The sequence below is a fragment of the Pedobacter superstes genome (assembly GCF_037622515.1).
In the GTDB taxonomy this organism is placed as follows: domain Bacteria; phylum Bacteroidota; class Bacteroidia; order Sphingobacteriales; family Sphingobacteriaceae; genus Paradesertivirga; species Paradesertivirga superstes.
Window position 1 is genome coordinate 832,942 of sequence record NZ_JBBJCN010000001.1, and the last position, 17,833, is coordinate 850,774.

The following is a 17,833-nucleotide window of genomic DNA, read 5'->3' on the forward strand; positions in this document are numbered from 1 at the left end:
ATTAACCCGCATTATGCAGCTTTTCCAGCTCTTCTGAAATAAGCTCCATCATAAAATCCGGTAAGCTTGTGCCATTAACCAGATGCCAGCCCCGATTTGTTGAAACATCAGAATCTTTACGAAACCAGTATTGATTACCCTTAGAAGTCATAATATAAATTCCCTTGCTTTCCCGACTTATATTACGCTGGTAGATAGTCCCGTTATATTTTAAAGTGATGATTGGCATAGAGCTCAAAGCTAACAAAACTAAGTATATTAGCAAAAAATTAGAACTATTATTTACCGCACCTGTTTCCTTATAGCTTTGCCCCGAATGCAGGAGTACCTTTGTCGAACACGTTAAATGAAAGCGCTGCCGGTTATATCGGGACCGCTCCGAATTGGTTCTCTGTGAAGAGGCACAGGATCTCAGGTCTACGATTTTTCATCCAGTTATCACTGCTGGTCACTTTTTTACCATTGGATTTGATCAGGAAATCGGGCAAGGAATAGGGCCCCAACCTTCGCCTCCTCATAATTTACAGGAATGCCTGCCACGAATGTCGGCGCATCTGATCTTTCAGCGTATCACTCACCTTCATACTAAGCGCTATTATATTAGGATAAACCAGTGTAGTTCTCATCTTAATTTTATTTTTGCATTACAATTTTAACCGGCCCAAGAAGACCTGATTCCTGCAGCTGGTATGGGCCGCCGAAGGGTCTTACATAACCATCGAGTATTTTTTGATCCGGGAAAAGATTATCACCTGCAAGCCTGTTCGTCCATCCGTTAGTCACCTCTACAACAAGGTCGTTGTCCCCAACTTTAAGGGCCTGTGTAATGTCCACGCGGAAAGGCGCTTTCCATATAAGAGGCATTTTGGTGCCGTTAACTGTTACGTGGGCCAGGTCCTTAACTTTTCCAAGGTCAAGATAGATCTTGCCCCCTTCTTTCAGCCAGGCCTTTTGCACCGGAAAGGCTTTACGATAAACAGCTTTGCCGGAAAAGTATTTTATACCCGGTTCTGCGTTTACAGTAAATGAACTTAGAGAAGCAAACTGGACCTTTTCGGGAGCCCCTGATTTTGCCGGGAAGGTCACTTCCCAGGGACCTGGAATTTCGGACAGGATCTTCTCGGGCTTTGCAGCAACCGCTGGCTGCGGCAAAGCCTGCCCTGAAAACACTATAAAGCTTGATCCCCCGGCTGGCAATTCAAACTGTACATCAGTAAACTTACCGGCCATAAGATAAGATACGGGAGCTGTTGTTCCTTCATCCGGATCCCATAATTCTACATTTTTACCGTTCACCCTGAAACGGGCGATCAGCTGCTGAGCAGTATCAGTTCGGTTAACCACATAATAAATATCCCGGTCGCTATCCTTACGGTGAATCCAGGCTGTTTTATCCGCCTTGTAGCTTAGTTCCGCATCCTTCGAAATATTTGCAGCCGCCAATACCTGAGATAGGGGTACTCCCCAGAAAATGCGGCCCTTGCCATACTCGCGGCGGGTCCGGCTCTGGCCATCCAGGTCTGCCCAAATTTCGTCGGCAAGGCTTGCAAACTCCAGGTCGGCATTTGCCGCAGTGTTCAGCCCTGCCAGTTTAACTGGTTTCGGACCAACTATCGTAGCGCCCTCAGCTAACAGGGTTTTCAGTTTTTTCAATACATGCAGAGTCATTTCAGTAGCATCCGGCAATACAAGGATGGCATAGCTCATCCCATCCGGCAATACCAGCCGCCCAGAGGTATCGGCCTTCATCCTGCCAATGAGCGCATCAGCGTTGATGTAATCGTAGTCATATCCTTCGGGTAATTCAGGTTTTAAACCGCCGCCCCAGAAAGGCATAGTCGACGGAGCTCCTTCATTTAACAGATAGGCTACATCCGCTACAAATAAGCCACGCTGCAGCATATAGGAATTGCGCGCAAAATGTGTAAACAGCGGACGAGCATCCTCTGCCCAGGTAATATTACGGTTGATATGAGTACCCACCATGGCATTTCCTGGCTTCGTATCCAGCGGCTGATGCGCCGAGGTGTGGAACACCAGCCTGTTTATTCCCTGGGTGAACCAGTAGTCCCCGATCTTTTTGAGCGTAAACGGAGATTCAAAATTACCGCCGGTAAAAGATTCAGCAGCCACCAGGTTCTTACCATATACATGAGAAGAGGAGGCTGCACCGCGTACATCCTGGTAATACATCGATGAAGGGTGAAGGTCCTTTACCCAGAATTCTCCCATCGGGATATCCACATACTTTTTATTCAGCAGTGCGTCTTCAATGGTCTCGAGCGATACTCCTCCGGCCTCGCCGTATGTTTTCACTCCCTGACTGTTCAGGTAGGCTGTAACTGTTCCGTAATGGTTCTCGGCGAACATGTCGACCAGGGTACGGCGAAAGTCCCATAGAAAACGATCACTCGTCACCGCGTCGCCTACGATGTGCCCGGCCATAACCGGAAGGAAAGGGACAAGACTGTAGCCCCGGCGTTTCTGGAACTCTTCCGCCATTTCGTCCGTCCAGTTCTGAATTCCGGCTTCCCAGCTGTCCATCATCATATATCCTAAACGCTTACCGAATAAAGGTCCTACGGCGCTTTTGAGCAGAGCAGCATAATGCCGGATATACTCTTCAGAATGTTTTTTACTCAATTTGTCTACTTCGTATCCCAGAGCAGCCGGGACCGCCGGCCGGTTTTTCGCCCCCGTAAGCGCATAACCAAACCGCATGATCGTCCAGTTCCCTTTTGGCACCTCCCAGTTAAGAGTGCCATCCGCTTTCATCTTAGAAGTAAGGTCAATCACCCCTGCTTTCGGTATCTGCGCATTAGCAGGCGCTTCTGGTGTAGAAACCCCTGTATACTCGAATAACATATTAAAACCTGCCTTATCTTCCCATCGGTTTACCCTTGCTCCCGAATGGAGCCGCAGCTCGGACAGTGTATAAACACTATCCATTAGCGTCGTTCTCTCGGAGATCACATCCGCTGGCCTGACTGGTGCATTGGTAAACTCCAGGCGATAATATTTTGCGGTCGTCTCAGGAAATGCATATGTCCGGATATTACCGCCCCTGTAACCCGATTTTCCGGGCAGATTGGTAAGAGTTTTGAAATTAACGCCGTCGTTGCTGGCGGCTACCTGCGCAAAAGGAATTCCCCTGGCAGCGGCAATCGACAAAGCCCTGGCCCTGAAAGGCTTCGGATAGGTCAGAAGCAGCCAGGATCTTTTTTTCTGGCCACCAGAAGCTTTAATAGTAACACTTGTCGACATGTCTCCGTCGTAAAGTGCTCCGCCCTCTTCCGCTCCACGGTTGGTACTGAAGATTGGTTTTACATTTTCATCTTCCAGCTCAGCTTCCGGTGTCCTGAAAGCAATCACGGAATAATCAGCATAAAAAGAGCCTGCCTTTGAATTTTTGCTGAATACATTGGGTCCGGCTCCTTCCGTGCTCGGCGGAGCCGGTAGTTTTTGGTTAAAAGTCTTAGAGCCATTTACTTTAATCTCCGACCAAACCAGTTTTTTCATCGCCTGTTCCGGCTTTACCCAGGTCCCCCCCGTTAAGCTCCAGCCGGCGGAGGTGAACGTCGCCATTTCCAAATCCAGACGCTCCGCTTCTGTTGCTGTATGACGCACCGCATCAAGCCATTGCGGGGTTCCGAAGACAATCTTCTCGGGCACTGTCTGACCGCTGCCGGAAGCGACGTCAGCCAGCTGAAAGCCTTCGATACCCACACGTTTCATCCACTCGAGGTCTTTGGTGATGCCTTCTTTTGTGATGTTACTATTAGTCCAGTGCCACCAGGTACGAGGCCAGGCGGCAGCGGGAGGGTTTTGAAAGTTTCTCTTTAGCTCGTCATTGGTCTGTGCACCTGCCGTTACTGCGAAAAAACAGAGTGTACTTAATACAGAAGCTATTCTAAATGAAAAATTTTTTCTAATCATACAAAGGTTGGAGAGCTTTCAGGAGCTCCGATAATGTTAAGTTTTTATTAGTATTTGTCATTCTTTAAACCCGCCTGCATTTATTGAAGTTATGGCTTAGTTTCAGATTGGTATTATTGGTAATACTAAAGTATACGGATAAGAACTAACTACTATCATGGTCTGTCATGAATCCGCCCGGCAAAAACCTTAACTCTTCCTAATCCGGCCTTAAAACCATTCAGAAACAGAATTTGCAACATCAAAGTTACAGCCTGTCCGGTGAAATTGCCTGGCAACGGCAGGCAACTTCTCTGGAATTTCAGGCTTTTTATGGGGATGCCGGAATCAAACGCAAATACACTAAGTAAAGTGAGAACCAAAGTCAGTCAGCACTCCCGGCTAAACAAATAAACTTTTTACAATGGTTGTGATCATTTCATTAATACGAAGTAATAAATATTGGTTGGGAGTCTGAAGATTGGCTTTGGCAAATCCATCCAATTTCGTCAGATTGGCTTCCTATCGTTCAACACCCGTTCGGAGAGAGCTTATATGTCCATCTTAATCACCTCACCATATTCCACAGTAATGTCAAAGAAGGAGCTCAAAGGAAGAGTATTAATTTGGCACAAAATCAGTCTGATAACACCTGCATGCGTTACCAACACAACACGTTCTGCATCTGATTTATGAAGCTTGTTCCAGAAACGCATTACCCTCACCTGCATTTCCCCAAGGGTTTCGCCTTCCGGCGGACATCTGTTCACGAAATCTTCGAGCCAGAATTCTGATTCTCCCCGATTGATAGTTTCCCAGGTTTGGGCTTCCCAGACACCAAAGTTCATTTCGTAAAGATCTTCATCTGTAATGTATGATGAAGACAATTCTTTGGCAAGTTGGGTGCAGCGTTCTGACGGACTGGAATATACCGCATCTATGCCATCAGGTAATTGCCTGATGATGGCTTCTTTTTCTTCGTTAAAGGTCGCCGCAAGCGGCACGTCTAACCTTCCGTAAATAAGCCCTTTAGAAATATCAGGACAAGTATGCCGGATTAAAAAAACTTCCACAGAATAATTAAGGATAGGTAATTAACCAATTCAGTAATTTGCTGTATCGCGCCTAAACAATCGCCGGTGTATCCTCCGATCCATTTATTGAAATAGCGGCCAAGGTAAAGTTTAACAAATGTAAGAGGAACCAGGATAAAAATCCATTTGTACTGAGCCGTAAGGATAAAAATAAGCAGCAGAGGAAGAAGTGTAAATACAAGTGCGATATACAAGTCCGATATCCCGGTATTCATAACCATCTGCTTCGATTTGTTTTCTTCTAAACCCGCATAATGATGGGTAAAAACCATAGATAAGGCGCTAAATCGGCTTAGTGAATGTGCCAGCAAATAAAACAGGATGAGCAAGTCGAATTGTCGTGGAAAAGAAGTTATACATACCAGTTCCCGAAGGGCAAGGAACTTGAGGGCGAGTATGAAAACCAAACCAATAACACCATAGGTACCGATTCGGCTGTCTTTCATGATGATCAGGATTTTTTCCCGCGTCCAGCCCCCGCCAAATCCATCGCATACATCGGCCAGACCATCTTCATGCAGAGCTCCGGTTAGCAGAACGGATGCAAGCATGGAAAACATGATGGCTATCTCCACACTGAAAAGTTTTGTCGAGCACCAAAAAACCATAAAAGAAAAAAGCCCGGTCAGCCAGCCAATTACGGGCAGGTATCTGATTGAATTAGCTAAATAACCGGATTGGAAATCGCCTGTGGGTTTTACCGGAATCCGGGTATAAAAAGATAAGGCGGTTAAAAAAATTTGCCACTCATGTTTCATAACTCCTTATTACTAACCGCCGCACTTTCAAAGCTTGCCATTTCGTTAAGAAAAGCTACAGCATTCTTAATTATTGGGAAAGCCAGCGCGCAGCCTGTTCCCTCTCCCAGGCGCATATTTAAATTTAAAAGAGGGTCTGCGTTGAGATAATCAAGCAGTAGATCGTGCCCTGTTTCGTCCGACTTGTGACAAAATATCGCGCTATTTCTTACTGCAGGATTAATCTTAGATGCGCAGAGGTATGCGGCTGTACAGATAAATCCGTCAATAAGGATCAGCATATTCCTTCTCCTGGCCTCAAGAATTGCTCCGGCAATCTGGAGAATCTCGAATCCCCCAAAATAAGCCATCAGATGATACATATCCCTGCTACCATTATAATTCTCTGCAGAAGTCTGCAGAATTCGTAGTTTGTTAAGAAATTGTTCCTCGTTTACACCCGTTCCTTTCCCAATGCAATCCTTAAGCGGGATATCGCAAAGCATATGCATCAAAACCGAAGCACTGGATGTATTGCCGATACCCATTTCGCCGAATCCAATGGTATTGCATCCCTTGGCACTCAGAGTTTTCACAACCTCCGCCCCTTTGTAAAAGCATAAATCGAGCTCGGAAACCGACATGGCGGGGCCGTGCAGAAAAGATTGTGTACCTCTGGAAATTTTGCAGTCAGTAATTAATGCATTGGAGGGAAAATCATAATTAACTCCCGAATCCACTATCTGCAGCGAAAGGCCATTCTGCCTGCAAAAAACATTTATTGCAGCGCCCCCTTCCAAAAAGTTATTCACCATCTGCCTGGTTACTTCCTGGGGATAAGCGCTTACTCCATGTTGCGCGATACCATGATCTGCGGCAAACACCACCAGATGCGGATTATTAATTTGCGGAGCAGTAGTTTGAAACACTTCGCCGATTTGAAAAGCCAATTGCTCAAGTGCCCCCAGTGCACCTACAGGCTTGGTTTTATTATCGATTTTCTCTTTTAACGCTTTTAAAAGCTGGTCGGATCGCACGATGCCATGTTCATCATTCTCCTGTTTAACCGAACCAATTTTATGAATTTCCCTGATCTCGGTTACAGAAGGGTTCAACGTCTTGTTTTTCCATCCTAGTTGTTGCAGCATAGGCTGCTTTTCATAATCAGTGGCTGGCTTGCCCACACAAAAATACCCCAGAGGCTCTATTTCGCCGGGCAGGTTGAGCAGTTCCTTAAATTGATAGTAATTGAGGATAGATACCCAGCCCATCGAATACCCCTGCTCTGTTAACGAGAGCCAGATGTTTTGAACAGCACAAACAGCACTAAATTTAATTGTATCGTTACTGGCGATGGTACCGATGGTAAAATCGTTCAGCACCGACCGGTCGTAACATACAACAAGGCCTACGGGAGCGTCGAGAATTGCTTCCAATTTCAAACTATTGTAGAGTATCTTTTGAGCATCGTTCTCAATTTTTTCGTTGGCCTTATGATTATACGCTTCAAAGAGTTTCTTTACTTCCTGTTTTACTTCCGTCGATTTGATGATGTAAAAGCGGGTGGCATCAGTTAAGCCCACAGATGGCGCGGTGTGTCCGGCAAGCAAAGCTTTTTCAAGAACTGATTGGGGCACCGTTTCTCCGGTAAAATGACGGGTGTCCCGCCGGGCTTTAAATAACTCTTCTAAATCCATCCTTTAGTGCGCCTTTTGCTTTAAATACAGGGGTAATCCTGAAACTATAAAAATGGCTTCTTCAGCCTTTGAAGCGACATACTGATTGGCCAGGCCCTGTAAATCTGCAAACTTGCGCCCAACCGGGGTGTCTGCGTGTAATCCCATTCCGATTTCATTTGAAATGATGATAAAAGTAGCGTTAAGTGCTTCTAATAAATCGATTTCTTTCTTAAATGCTTTAAGCGACAAGTCGATATCACCACTGAAATCCATAAAAAAATTGGTCAGCCACAGGGTAACACAATCTATTACAACGATTTTGTCATCAATTGCCAGGCTGTGAATTTCCTGATAGGCTTCTAAAGTGGTCCATTCCGGGCCGCGTTCATTTTGATGCTGCTTAACGCGTTCCCTAAAATCATCATCCCAAATTTTTGCGGTGGCAATATATACAGGATGTTCGCTTAACTCAAGCGCCATCCGTTGCGCGAAAGCACTCTTACCACTTCTTACACCACCGGTTATGAAAACTATCATGTTATTCGGTACTTATTTCGGGTTCTGCCTGCTTTTTACGTTTATATAAAAAGAGCTGCCACTTTTCTTCGGCCACACCTGCTTTGTCCATTTCGGCCCTTGCTAAGGTAAAGAACAGGTCGGATAAACGGTTAATATAAGCGGGAATGGCCTCATGTACTTCATCTTCCTTTATCAGGCTCACAAGTTGTCTCTCTCCTCTGCGCATCTGTGTTCTGGCCACATGACATAGAGCTGAAACTTCGTTTCCTCCCGGAAGAACAAAATAATCAGACGGCGAACTCATGGCTTCTTCCAGCGCGTCAATCCATTCTTCACAGAAAACAGCACCGTCTTCGGGCAAAGGATTAGTATTAATCTTTTTTGTATCAGACGGACGTGCCAGATGAGACATCATATCCATCATATCCTTTTGGATTTTATGGAGATTGGCCTGCCATGGGTGCTCGTTGCCAAGTTTTACCCGAAGTAATCCGATGGTCGAATTTACTTCATCCAATGTGCCGATACATTCAACCCGAACGTCGTCTTTGTATACGCGTTTGCCACCAAACAGTCCTGTGGTGCCTTTATCGCCTTTTTTAGTATATATTTTCATCAGATATAATTGTTTTTAATGGAGATGAAGCCCATCCGAACGGCATGGCCTGGCGGGCTATAATGACATATTCATCCGCTGTTTCGGATTACCTTAAAAATTTAGTGAATATCGTAACGAGAAACTTCTGCCCTGAAGATTATAGCCGCGTTTCTCGTAATAATTTTCGTCTGTCATATTGTTTAAAAGCAAACTTATGGAATGACTTTTCATAAAGGTATAGCCTGCACCAAAGTCTATTGTCATAAACGACGGATACGTAATTTGCGGAACCCTGGTGTCATTAAAATCGGTATCTTTCCTTTTTCCCACATAACGGCCTGAAAGACGTAAATCCAGGCCTTTTAAGTTGTTATATTCCAAGCCGCAGGTAGCTGTAAAATTAGTAACGTTAAAGATATCCCGGTAGGTTTTTACCCTTGCCGGCTGCGAAGTTGCCGGATCAATCGGGTTGGTGATAGTAACTTCCTCGGCTTTTAAAGTTCGGGTAGCATTTCCAAAAGCTTTCAATGAATATCTCATTTCCTTTAATGCGCCCAGGTCAAAAGCAAACTCGGCTTCGAGCCCGTTGATATTCGCTTCATTTGCGTTCACGTAAGTAGTCCGGGTGTTAATCACATATCCGCTCTCAGTCTTTTCACCCGAAGTTAAGGTAGTTCTTTCAGTAGTGATTCTATCGTTTACATGTGTAGAGAAATAAGTTATATCAGCCGAAAGGCCAAGCGATGGTTTACTCACACGTAATCCAGCATCCCATGACGTTGAGTTTTCATTTTTCAGATTCGGGTTCCCAACAGTTATGTTCGCCTTCTGTGTTGTAGTATTCACATTTTCTGAATAACCCGCAACATTATACGCATCCGGAGTTACAAAGGCCCGTCCCACCGTACCGTGTACCGTTAGTGAGTGAATGAATGTATATTGTGCTGCCAAGCTCGGACTAAAAAAAGGATTACTCTCTTTACCAGGCGAATAGGCAGTTAAAAAAGGAGTTTGCTTTACATTGTAGGTGATCAAATCAAGCCGTGCTCCCGGGTTAACGATTAATTTTTCATCGAGAAAATTTAATTGGCCCTGTAAATAGGCCCCTAAAGACTGAAGGTTGTAATTTGGTGAAAAAGGAGCTTTTTCTGTATTATTGGGATTAAAGCTCCGGGATTTTGTGGAGGCATCATTAAAATCAATACCAGCAATAACAGCGTGCTTAGAGATCTGATATACATCTTTCAGCTGCAAACCTTTCCATTGGGTTGAACTTCTGAATGACAAATAAGGTATGATAGGTGCACCCGATGATATCAGAGTATTGTTGAGATTATCTTCCTTTGAAAGATATCCCCGCAAAGACAATTGATGATTACTTACTTTTCCGGAAAGGGAAGCTTCACCATTGCTTTTATTGATATCTTTTGAACTTGGCTCTCCATTTCCGAAAGCAATGTCGCTGGGTGCTTCTACGTTTTTGGCGGCGAAGCGTTCTCCTTTAATGTCTACCCTCCAATTATTGGTCAGCTTGTAGCCTAATCTTAAATTGGCCGAATTATAAGTTAATCTCGAAAATTCACGGCGTAAACCATCAGCTCTTTTATCATCTTCTTCAGCCCGGGTTCCATCAGAATAATTTTTTTGAGCCGTTTTGGCGTCCAGTAGTTTTCTGAAAAAATTTCCAGCTCCAAGCTTCATGTTTTTATTTCTATCGAACAGATTGAATGACAAGTCGAAGTCGAGATTATCGGTGACATTACCTCCCGAGGTTCCTCCGGCTTTGAAAGTTTCATACGATCCATATTCTACAAAAACATTCGAGCGAAGCATTCCCGAGGATTTTCTGGTTATGACATTCACAACACCTCCCATAGCCTGAGAACCATAGAGGGCAGACGCCGGACCTTTCAGAATTTCTATTCGCTCGACATCTGTGCTATTAATGGTTGATAGATTAGCTGTACCAGCCGGCCTCCCATCAATTAACAGCAGCGCACGCTGGTTTAATCCGCTAAACTGTGGCCTGAAACCGCGGATTCCCACTCCCGAAGATAGGCCGGGGTATTGGATAATGCTTACTGATGAATTTTTCTTTACAAGGTCTGTAAAATCTGCCGATGGAGTAAGATCAATGTCCGATTTACTAATCACGGTCATGGTTTGCGGCACTTTTGATCTTTTCACATTGTTACGCGTTGCACTGACAACCACTTCATCCAGATAGCTTGATTTTAGCGTATCCGAAGTGCGTTCCTGAGCGTGGCTTGATGATACAGTTGCAAATAATAGTAGCAGAGCCGGTAAAAAGGCTTGAGTAAAGTTCATTTTCATTTTTTGAGTGATTATTGTTTTGATTGTGACGGGCCGCGGGTCCCTATGGTAATGGTTTGTAATAAACCAATTTATGTCTGGGCAGCAGTTCAGGGTGAAGAATTTTTATCAGGTCAGCCAGTATGATATGGGGATTAACACCACCAGATTCCCAAAAATCATTAGCACCGATGTCATTCACCTTTTTATTGTGGTTGTAGATTTTACTGTTTTTAAAGGGCTTGAAATAAGCGAAGCGCGAATCTTTAGCCAGAATATCTTTCTTGCTGTTTACATAGCCAAGGTTTAGCCAAAAATCGGCCTTTAAAGCTGTGGGGGCCACTGCTTCAAAACTGAGCGGAAGACTACCGGTACCTTTCTCATTAGACCACTTATAATTAGTGCCGGCATCTCTGAAAAACTGCGTGTGATAACTGTCTGCATCGGGTACCAGCCAGGTACCTTTAAATGGCAAACCGGCAATGACAGTTGGACGCGTTTTTGCTTTTTTAGCGAGTTGTACCAGGCGCTGATACTCCCGTTCTACCCGGGCAAATTTCTGATTGACAAGCTCTTCATTGTTTAACAGCGCGGCAATCAGCTTAACCCATTCCATCCTGGCCAGAGGGGTTGTTTCAAGCCACTCATTGTTTGTCAGCACCGGTACAGCAGCTCCAATCAAAGTTTGATAACGACTGAATTTTGCAGAGGGATTTCCCATAACCATTACAATATCCGGATGCATAGAAATAATTAGTTCAAGGTTCATCGAGCCGTCGAGCCCGACTTCTTTTACCTTTCCCGCTTTGATGCTTTGACGTACCATTGGTGATGTAACATACTGCAGGCTCCCCTGACCAATAATCAAATTGGCAGATTCAGCAAAATCGGCCATGGCGATATGCATAGACGACATTCCAATAATACTTCGGAGGGGAGTTCTGATAACCTGGGCATTGGCATATCCCCTGGGAATTGAATACTTTCTGTCAACCAAAAGATATTGAAGCGTATCTTTCTGGTTATGATAGTAGTTAATAACATTAACCACCTTATAAGTACCGTAGTACGTGATGCTGAAGCCTTTTGCGTACTTTACCTGGCTTTTGACCGGGTATAAATCGACTGCCGTTTCCGAAAACTTAGCAGTTAAAGCAGCTGGAAAAAAGATAAACAAACAGGCGAAAACACCTGTAAAATTGAAAGTGGAGGATTTCAGAAAAATACCTTTCCCGAAAACCAAGAGTGGAGTTTTGGCTTCTTTAATCATATTCCCTGCCTTTCTTCCGAAAGCATTATGAATTTAATCAAGGCAGGTCTTCTGACTTCCTCTAAACCGCACCTTCCCATCAGCATTGGAGCCGACAGTGGTATATTGCGGTTATTTTTTATGAGGTTACAGCAGCGGAGACTGTTCCGGAATTACACCGGTATTCCCTATTAAAGCCGTTCGTTATAGAACATGCTACCTTTGCGCCACAAAACTATAAACTTTCTGATCTAATCAAAAATATTCTGCATTATCTGTTAAGTGGAATTTGCATTACATCTAAAATATAAGCCGCACGGCCTTCCAGCGGCATTTCGGGCACCTCAACAAGTTGAAAATTTAATTCAAGATAGGTTTCTTTGATTGCCCGGTAGAGTGCCGCAGACTCGGCAAAAGTTTGCCAGCGCTCCTGATCGTTCACATAAATTTCGGGCCAGGGTGGCAGGATAAAAACGCAGGGATTGTAGGGGTGATTTTTTAACGCTTCATAATATTTACCGTCAACGGGCATATTGACCGCTTTAAGATAAGCCATAATATCTGGTATGCCCCGGTCGAAAAAAGTCACAGCACTGGCCGGAGTTTCATGATAAAGCTTCTTCATCCGCTCCAAAACCAGTTCTGCGAAAGCATTCAAATTTAGCCAGGGCAAAATATCTGAGTTTTTTGCAACCTGTTCCACAATTAACTGCCTTGATGCTTCTTTTGAGCAACTGTACCCTAAATCTTCTAAATGCGCGATTAAACTTGTCTTACCCGAACCCGGGCCTCCGGTTATGATAAACTTATCCAAGCTTGTTAAAGTATAAAAATATTACCACCAGAAATATCATCAAAAGCGTAGTTTTATGATTGATCCGGGCTACTTCACCGATTTCTGAATGCCCTATTTCACGACTATTCTTGCCGATATAGGGCTTCTTCACCAGATTACCGTGGTATACATTTGGCCCTCCGAAACGCGTATCCATAATTCCCGCCAAAACAGCTTCAGGGTAACCGGAATTAGGGCTTTTATGCTTATTCCCGTATGCAAAAATGAAGCTTAGCCCTTGTCGGCTCAAGGTGATCAGGACCATCAAGAATGCGGTTAACCTTGCGGGAATAAAGTTGGCCACATCATCAACCCTGGCCGCGAACTTGCCAAAAAGCTCATACTTCTCATTTCGGTAACCAATCATAGAATCTAATGTATTTATCATTTTGTAAGCCATCATCCCTGGCACGCCGGCAAGCAGGTAATAAAATAAAGGAGCGATAACTCCGTCGCTCAAATTCTCAGACATAGTTTCAAAAACCGCAATCCTGATTTGCTGTGGGTTTAAGTTAGATGTGTCGCGACCTACAATCCAGGATAATCTTTTTCTCCCTGCTTCCAGCCCTTTGTCTTGAAGTTCATTAAATACGGCCCGGCCCTCGTGTATTAAACTTTTGTTGGCCAATCCAAAAAAAACGAAAACACCCCCTGAAATAATCGCGAGCCATAAATTGAGCGACGCCAGAGCGTTCATCAAAACATAGAATACCAGGAATGTGAGTACACAAAATACGGCACTCATCAGCATCCCTTTTAAAAAGCGATATTTCCCTTTGTTAAGCCATTTCTCGCAAACAGATATCATATTTCCAAACAGCTTGACCGGATGCGGCCAGGTATGAGGGTCGCCAAACAACAAGTCGAGCAAATAACCTAAGAGAAGCGGGATAATAACTTTTAATGATTCTTCCATGCTTCTAAAGCTTTTATAAGGAGCCGGTTTTTATCCGGCGAAAGCGTTGCAATACGAAAATGAGTTTCTTTTAAGCCTCTGAAATTTGCGGCATCGCGTATTAGCAAACCGAATTGAGATAGCAGAAAATTTTTAAGATCCGCTGCCCGGCCCCGATTACTTTCAGCCAGAAAGAAATGAGTGTGGCTTTCAAATACGCTGATGGGTGCATCGGCGAGGGCTAATACAAAATCTTTTTTGTCGTTCAACAACTGTTGGACAGGAATTTGAATGCTTGCAAAATTGTCAAAAATAAAATGGCCGGCTTCTAAAGCCATCGCGTTTACGGACCATGGAAATTTAAATCGCTTCAGCCTGGCAATCAAATCAGCATGTGCCGCAATATACCCTAAGCGCAGCCCGGGGATTGCAAACGCCTTAGTTAGCGAATGAAGCACCACCAGATTTGCATATTTCTTTATCAGATGAATTACAGATGAAACCGAAAGAGAAAAATCAATAAATGCTTCATCGACAATAATGGTACATTCAGGGTTGTTTTGCAGGAGGGTCTCCAACTCGGTAAAGACAGACCCGGTAGGATTGTTGGGGTTGCAGATGAAAAACAGGTCGGCATTTATCTTAAGCTCCGCATGTAATTCGTCCCAGTTTACAAATGTCAGGTTATGGCCGTACATGGCACAAGCGTCTTCATATTCAGCAAAAGAAGGCACAGCAATGGCTGTGCGCGAGTTCTGCCAGGCCTGAGCAATGAGGTAAATACTCTCTGTAGAGCCATTGTTTACGAGAACATTATCTGTATCTAACAGGTATTGAGCTGCTATCTTTTCGCTCAATTTTTCAGCAATCACTTCAGGGTAGCGGTTTACACATTCCCAGTTTCTGAAAAGATGTGTTTTCAAATTTTCTGGTTCTCCACCGTGCCACACATTGGTGCTAAAATCGGCTTTAATTTGATACTGGTAGCGATATCCGTCGTCTCCGTGCCCCTGCAACATATCAGAGTTTTATAGTGTTATAAATCTGCTCCATATCTACATGCTTTCTTATCAGAAGAGCCAGTTTATCGTATTGCTCCTCTTTAAAATCACCATAATCACCGATCTCTTCAGTTTTTTCTGTGTAGGGCGACAAAAGCCTGTTGATAACGGAAGGATTATCCAAAATTCCGTGCAGATAGGTTCCCCAACACTTTACGTTAAGTAGATAACCATCAGTTCGGCCATCTTCAAAATAGTTCAGCGGCTGCTCTTTTTCGCCGGCGAAAGTCTCGCCCATATGTATTTCATATCCGGTACAGCTATCGCTCATATCCATATGAGTAAACCTGCACTGTTTAGTAGTTTTTTCGGTTCGAAGAATCGTTTTTACCGGAAGAATACCAAGGCCCTGAACTTCGGCGATCCGGCTCTCTACATACTCAGGATCCTGAATCAGTTGGCCCATCATTTGAAAGCCCCCGCAAATGCCGATTATGGTTTTGTTGTTTTTAAAAGCTTCGGTAATTGCTTTTGCCACCCCCTTATTTCTTAAGGCGATAACATCTTCAATTGTATTTTTACTGCCCGGGATGATAACAATATCTGCTTTTGAGATTTCATTTTTATCGATGCTATAATACAGGTTTACACGCGAATCCTTCTCCAGTCTGTTAAAGTCGGTAAAGTTTGAAAGCTTATTAAGGAGAATGACGGCGACATTGACCTTACCCGCCACGGCATATCCTTTTTTCTTTTTCAGCGATACAGAATCTTCTTCTTCAATAACGATATCTATAAAATAAGGCAGAATTCCAACCACCGGAACCCTGCAAAGGCGCTCTATCATCCTTTTTCCCTCATCAAACAAGGCGGCGTCGCCTCTGAATTTATTAATGATAATTCCCTTGATACATGCCCTCTCATTTTCACTGAGCAGTTCCATGGTGCCATAAAGGCTGCCGAAAACGCCTCCCCTGTCAATATCAGCAATCAGATAGGTAGCTGCTTTGGCCTCAATGGCCATGCGCAGGTTTGTAATATCTCTGTGTTTTAAGTTGAGTTCTGAAATGCTCCCCGCTCCTTCCATCACAATAGGGGAAAAACGTTGGTTTAAACGATGGAATGCAGCACAAACTTCGGGAAAAAGGTTATGCCGGTTAGATGAGGCAAAATAATCTTTGGCCGACATATTGCCCAGAGGTTTTCCGTTTAATATTACCTGTGAAGTTTTATCGGAGGTCGGCTTCAAAAGAACGGGATTCATATCCGTATGGCAGGGAATTCCGGCTGCTTCTGCCTGTACAGCCTGCGCACGACCGATTTCTAAACCTTCTGGCGTTGCATAACTGTTCAGCGACATATTTTGTGCCTTGAACGGGGCAGGAGCATATCCGTCCTGTTTAAATATCCTGCAAAAGCCTGCGGTGATTATGCTTTTGCCTACGTCTGAAGCTGTTCCTACAAACATTACCGGCTTCAGTTTCTTTCGGCATTCCATCGGGTGTTAAAATATCCGCAAAACTGCGATTATTAACTTGATTTTGAAATGGTGTCAGAAAATTTAATCCCCAATGGAGAAGGGAAAATAACCATGTAAGTCTGATAAATTCTATTCTGTACTTTAATCAGTTAAACTCTGGTACACCAGCGCTTTGAACTTATCGTGAATATCGCTGCGTAAAGGTGATTGCTGAATAAAGATCAATCCAACGATTTTCTCTGCGGGATCCACCCAATATGTCGTCCCGAAATAACCACCCCATGCGAAAGTCCCTTCGGTGACACCTAACTTCGCCATACCTTCTTTTGAAGTAATCTGGAAACCCAGGCCGAACTTATCTGTCCTCACGTTTAAATCTCCAATCTGGTTCATGGTCATAAGATCGACAGAGCGGCGCGATAAAAGGCGGGTTCCCTTATAAGTACCTTTATTTAGCAGCATTTGGAGAAAAACGGCATAATCATAAATGGTAGAACTTAAACCGGCGCCTCCCGAAAAATACGTTCCTTTACTTTTAGGATAGTCGGCCGTTATCACTCCGTTGCGCAGGTATTTTTCCAGGTGGTTTTGATTGTCAAAAGTATAAATCGGGACCAGTCTCGAATATTTAGATACTGGCAGATAGAAATATGTGTCGTTCATCCCTAAAGGCTTAAAAATGCGTTCTGCGAAAAACCTGTCGAGGCTCATGCCCGAAGCGACCTCCACCAGATACCCTAAAACATCGGTATTCAAACCATAAGTAAACCTCTCTCCCGGTTGATGTACCAGGGGAAGCGCACCCAGTTTCTCGATCTCCGTTTTAAGTAAGATGCCTGCACTGCCAAACCCAGGAGGAATACCGGACTTTGCATAAATGGCTTTCATATTCGCTGTGCCAATAACCGCATAATCTATGCCGGAGGTATGGGTCAGCAAATCCCTGATAGTAATTTCACGTTTTGCGGGTATCGTAGTAAAACTTGAATCGGCAGGATTAAATTTATCAAGGACCTTAGGCCGGGCAAAGGCAGGTATGTATTTTGAAATCGGGTCGTCTAATAAGAACTTTCCTTCTTCAAAAAGCATCATCACGGCCACGCTGGTAATTGCTTTGGTTTGGGATGCGATTCTGAAGATATCATTTGTACGTAAAGCCGTTTTGGCCTCGATATCGCTATAACCAAAAGCTTTGTTATAAACTATTTTGCCATCCCGGGCTATAAGACCGATTGCACCGCTAATAAGTTGCTTATCTACATTATTTTGAATCAGGTTATCAATACGCTGTAATCTGTCGGCACTTACCCGGGCGGAGGCAGGCGGTGCCGTTTGCAATTGAGTTTGTGCGAAAGCGCAGTTTAGATAAATAGAAAAAAACAGAGATAAGAATGTTGTATTGAGTTTGTTCATGGTACTGAGTATACTGTCTGCAAAATAGTAAAATCCTGCTATTAAAATTCGTCTTCTGAAATTCAACATTCCCGAACATAAAAAGCTTAATAAACCTTTCTGAGT

Annotated in this window: 14 protein-coding genes and 1 riboswitch; all 14 genes read right to left on the reverse strand. The window is 44.0% G+C overall.

The window, feature by feature from the left end; translation table 11 throughout:
- Position 1: 1 nt before the first annotated feature.
- The 14 genes from WG906_RS03610 to WG906_RS03675 all read right to left on the reverse strand — a co-directional run bounded on the left by WG906_RS03610 (position 2) and on the right by WG906_RS03675 (position 17,797).
- Positions 2-229: a hypothetical protein gene (locus WG906_RS03610; protein ID WP_339991155.1), complete on the reverse strand. Its 228-nt coding sequence runs from the start codon at positions 227-229 to the stop codon at positions 2-4.
- Positions 230-633: 404 nt separating this feature from the next.
- Positions 634-3,936 carry a glycosyl hydrolase gene (locus tag WG906_RS03615; RefSeq protein ID WP_339991156.1) on the reverse strand — a complete coding sequence of 1,101 codons (3,303 nt, stop codon included), beginning with the start codon at positions 3,934-3,936 and terminating at the stop codon, positions 634-636.
- A 530-nt stretch (positions 3,937-4,466) separates the two neighbouring features.
- Positions 4,467-4,988 (reverse strand): alpha-ribazole phosphatase, encoded by a 522-nt coding sequence (gene cobC / locus WG906_RS03620; protein WP_339991157.1) that lies wholly within the window; start codon positions 4,986-4,988, stop codon positions 4,467-4,469.
- Complete coding sequence (cobS, locus tag WG906_RS03625; protein ID WP_339991158.1) at positions 4,973-5,767, reverse strand: adenosylcobinamide-GDP ribazoletransferase; 795 nt, start codon at positions 5,765-5,767, stop codon at positions 4,973-4,975. Before cobS ends, cobC begins: the two co-directional genes overlap by 16 nt.
- Positions 5,764-7,443, reverse strand: a complete 1,680-nt coding sequence (gene cobT, locus WG906_RS03630) for a nicotinate-nucleotide--dimethylbenzimidazole phosphoribosyltransferase (protein ID WP_339991159.1) — start codon at positions 7,441-7,443, stop codon at positions 5,764-5,766. The genes cobS and cobT overlap by 4 nt, the downstream gene beginning before the upstream one ends.
- Positions 7,444-7,446: 3 nt before the next feature.
- Positions 7,447-7,962, reverse strand: coding sequence for a bifunctional adenosylcobinamide kinase/adenosylcobinamide-phosphate guanylyltransferase (locus tag WG906_RS03635; protein WP_339991160.1), 516 nt, complete (start codon positions 7,960-7,962; stop codon positions 7,447-7,449).
- Position 7,963: 1 nt separating this feature from the next.
- Entirely contained in the window at positions 7,964-8,560 is a 597-nt protein-coding gene (locus WG906_RS03640) for a cob(I)yrinic acid a,c-diamide adenosyltransferase (protein WP_339991161.1), read from the reverse strand.
- A gap of 93 nt (positions 8,561-8,653) precedes the next feature.
- A complete protein-coding gene (locus WG906_RS03645) occupies positions 8,654-10,870 on the reverse strand; it encodes a TonB-dependent receptor (RefSeq protein ID WP_339991162.1) in 2,217 nt (738 codons plus the stop codon).
- A 49-nt stretch (positions 10,871-10,919) separates the two neighbouring features.
- Entirely contained in the window at positions 10,920-12,125 is a 1,206-nt protein-coding gene (locus WG906_RS03650) for an ABC transporter substrate-binding protein (RefSeq protein WP_339991163.1), read from the reverse strand.
- Between the two features lie 24 nt (positions 12,126-12,149).
- Positions 12,150-12,343: riboswitch (cobalamin riboswitch) on the reverse strand.
- Between the two features lie 32 nt (positions 12,344-12,375).
- Positions 12,376-12,918 (reverse strand): AAA family ATPase, encoded by a 543-nt coding sequence (locus WG906_RS03655; RefSeq protein ID WP_339991164.1) that lies wholly within the window; start codon positions 12,916-12,918, stop codon positions 12,376-12,378.
- Positions 12,911-13,855: an adenosylcobinamide-phosphate synthase CbiB gene (gene cbiB, locus WG906_RS03660; protein WP_339991165.1), complete on the reverse strand. Its 945-nt coding sequence runs from the start codon at positions 13,853-13,855 to the stop codon at positions 12,911-12,913. Before cbiB ends, WG906_RS03655 begins: the two co-directional genes overlap by 8 nt.
- Entirely contained in the window at positions 13,840-14,853 is a 1,014-nt protein-coding gene (locus WG906_RS03665) for a pyridoxal phosphate-dependent aminotransferase (protein ID WP_339991166.1), read from the reverse strand. Before WG906_RS03665 ends, cbiB begins: the two co-directional genes overlap by 16 nt.
- A 1-nt stretch (position 14,854) precedes the next feature.
- Complete coding sequence (locus tag WG906_RS03670) at positions 14,855-16,333, reverse strand: cobyric acid synthase (RefSeq protein ID WP_339991167.1); 1,479 nt, start codon at positions 16,331-16,333, stop codon at positions 14,855-14,857.
- Between the two features lie 123 nt (positions 16,334-16,456).
- Positions 16,457-17,797 carry a serine hydrolase domain-containing protein gene (locus WG906_RS03675; RefSeq protein WP_339991168.1) on the reverse strand — a complete coding sequence of 447 codons (1,341 nt, stop codon included), beginning with the start codon at positions 17,795-17,797 and terminating at the stop codon, positions 16,457-16,459.
- Positions 17,798-17,833: the final 36 nt, after the last annotated feature.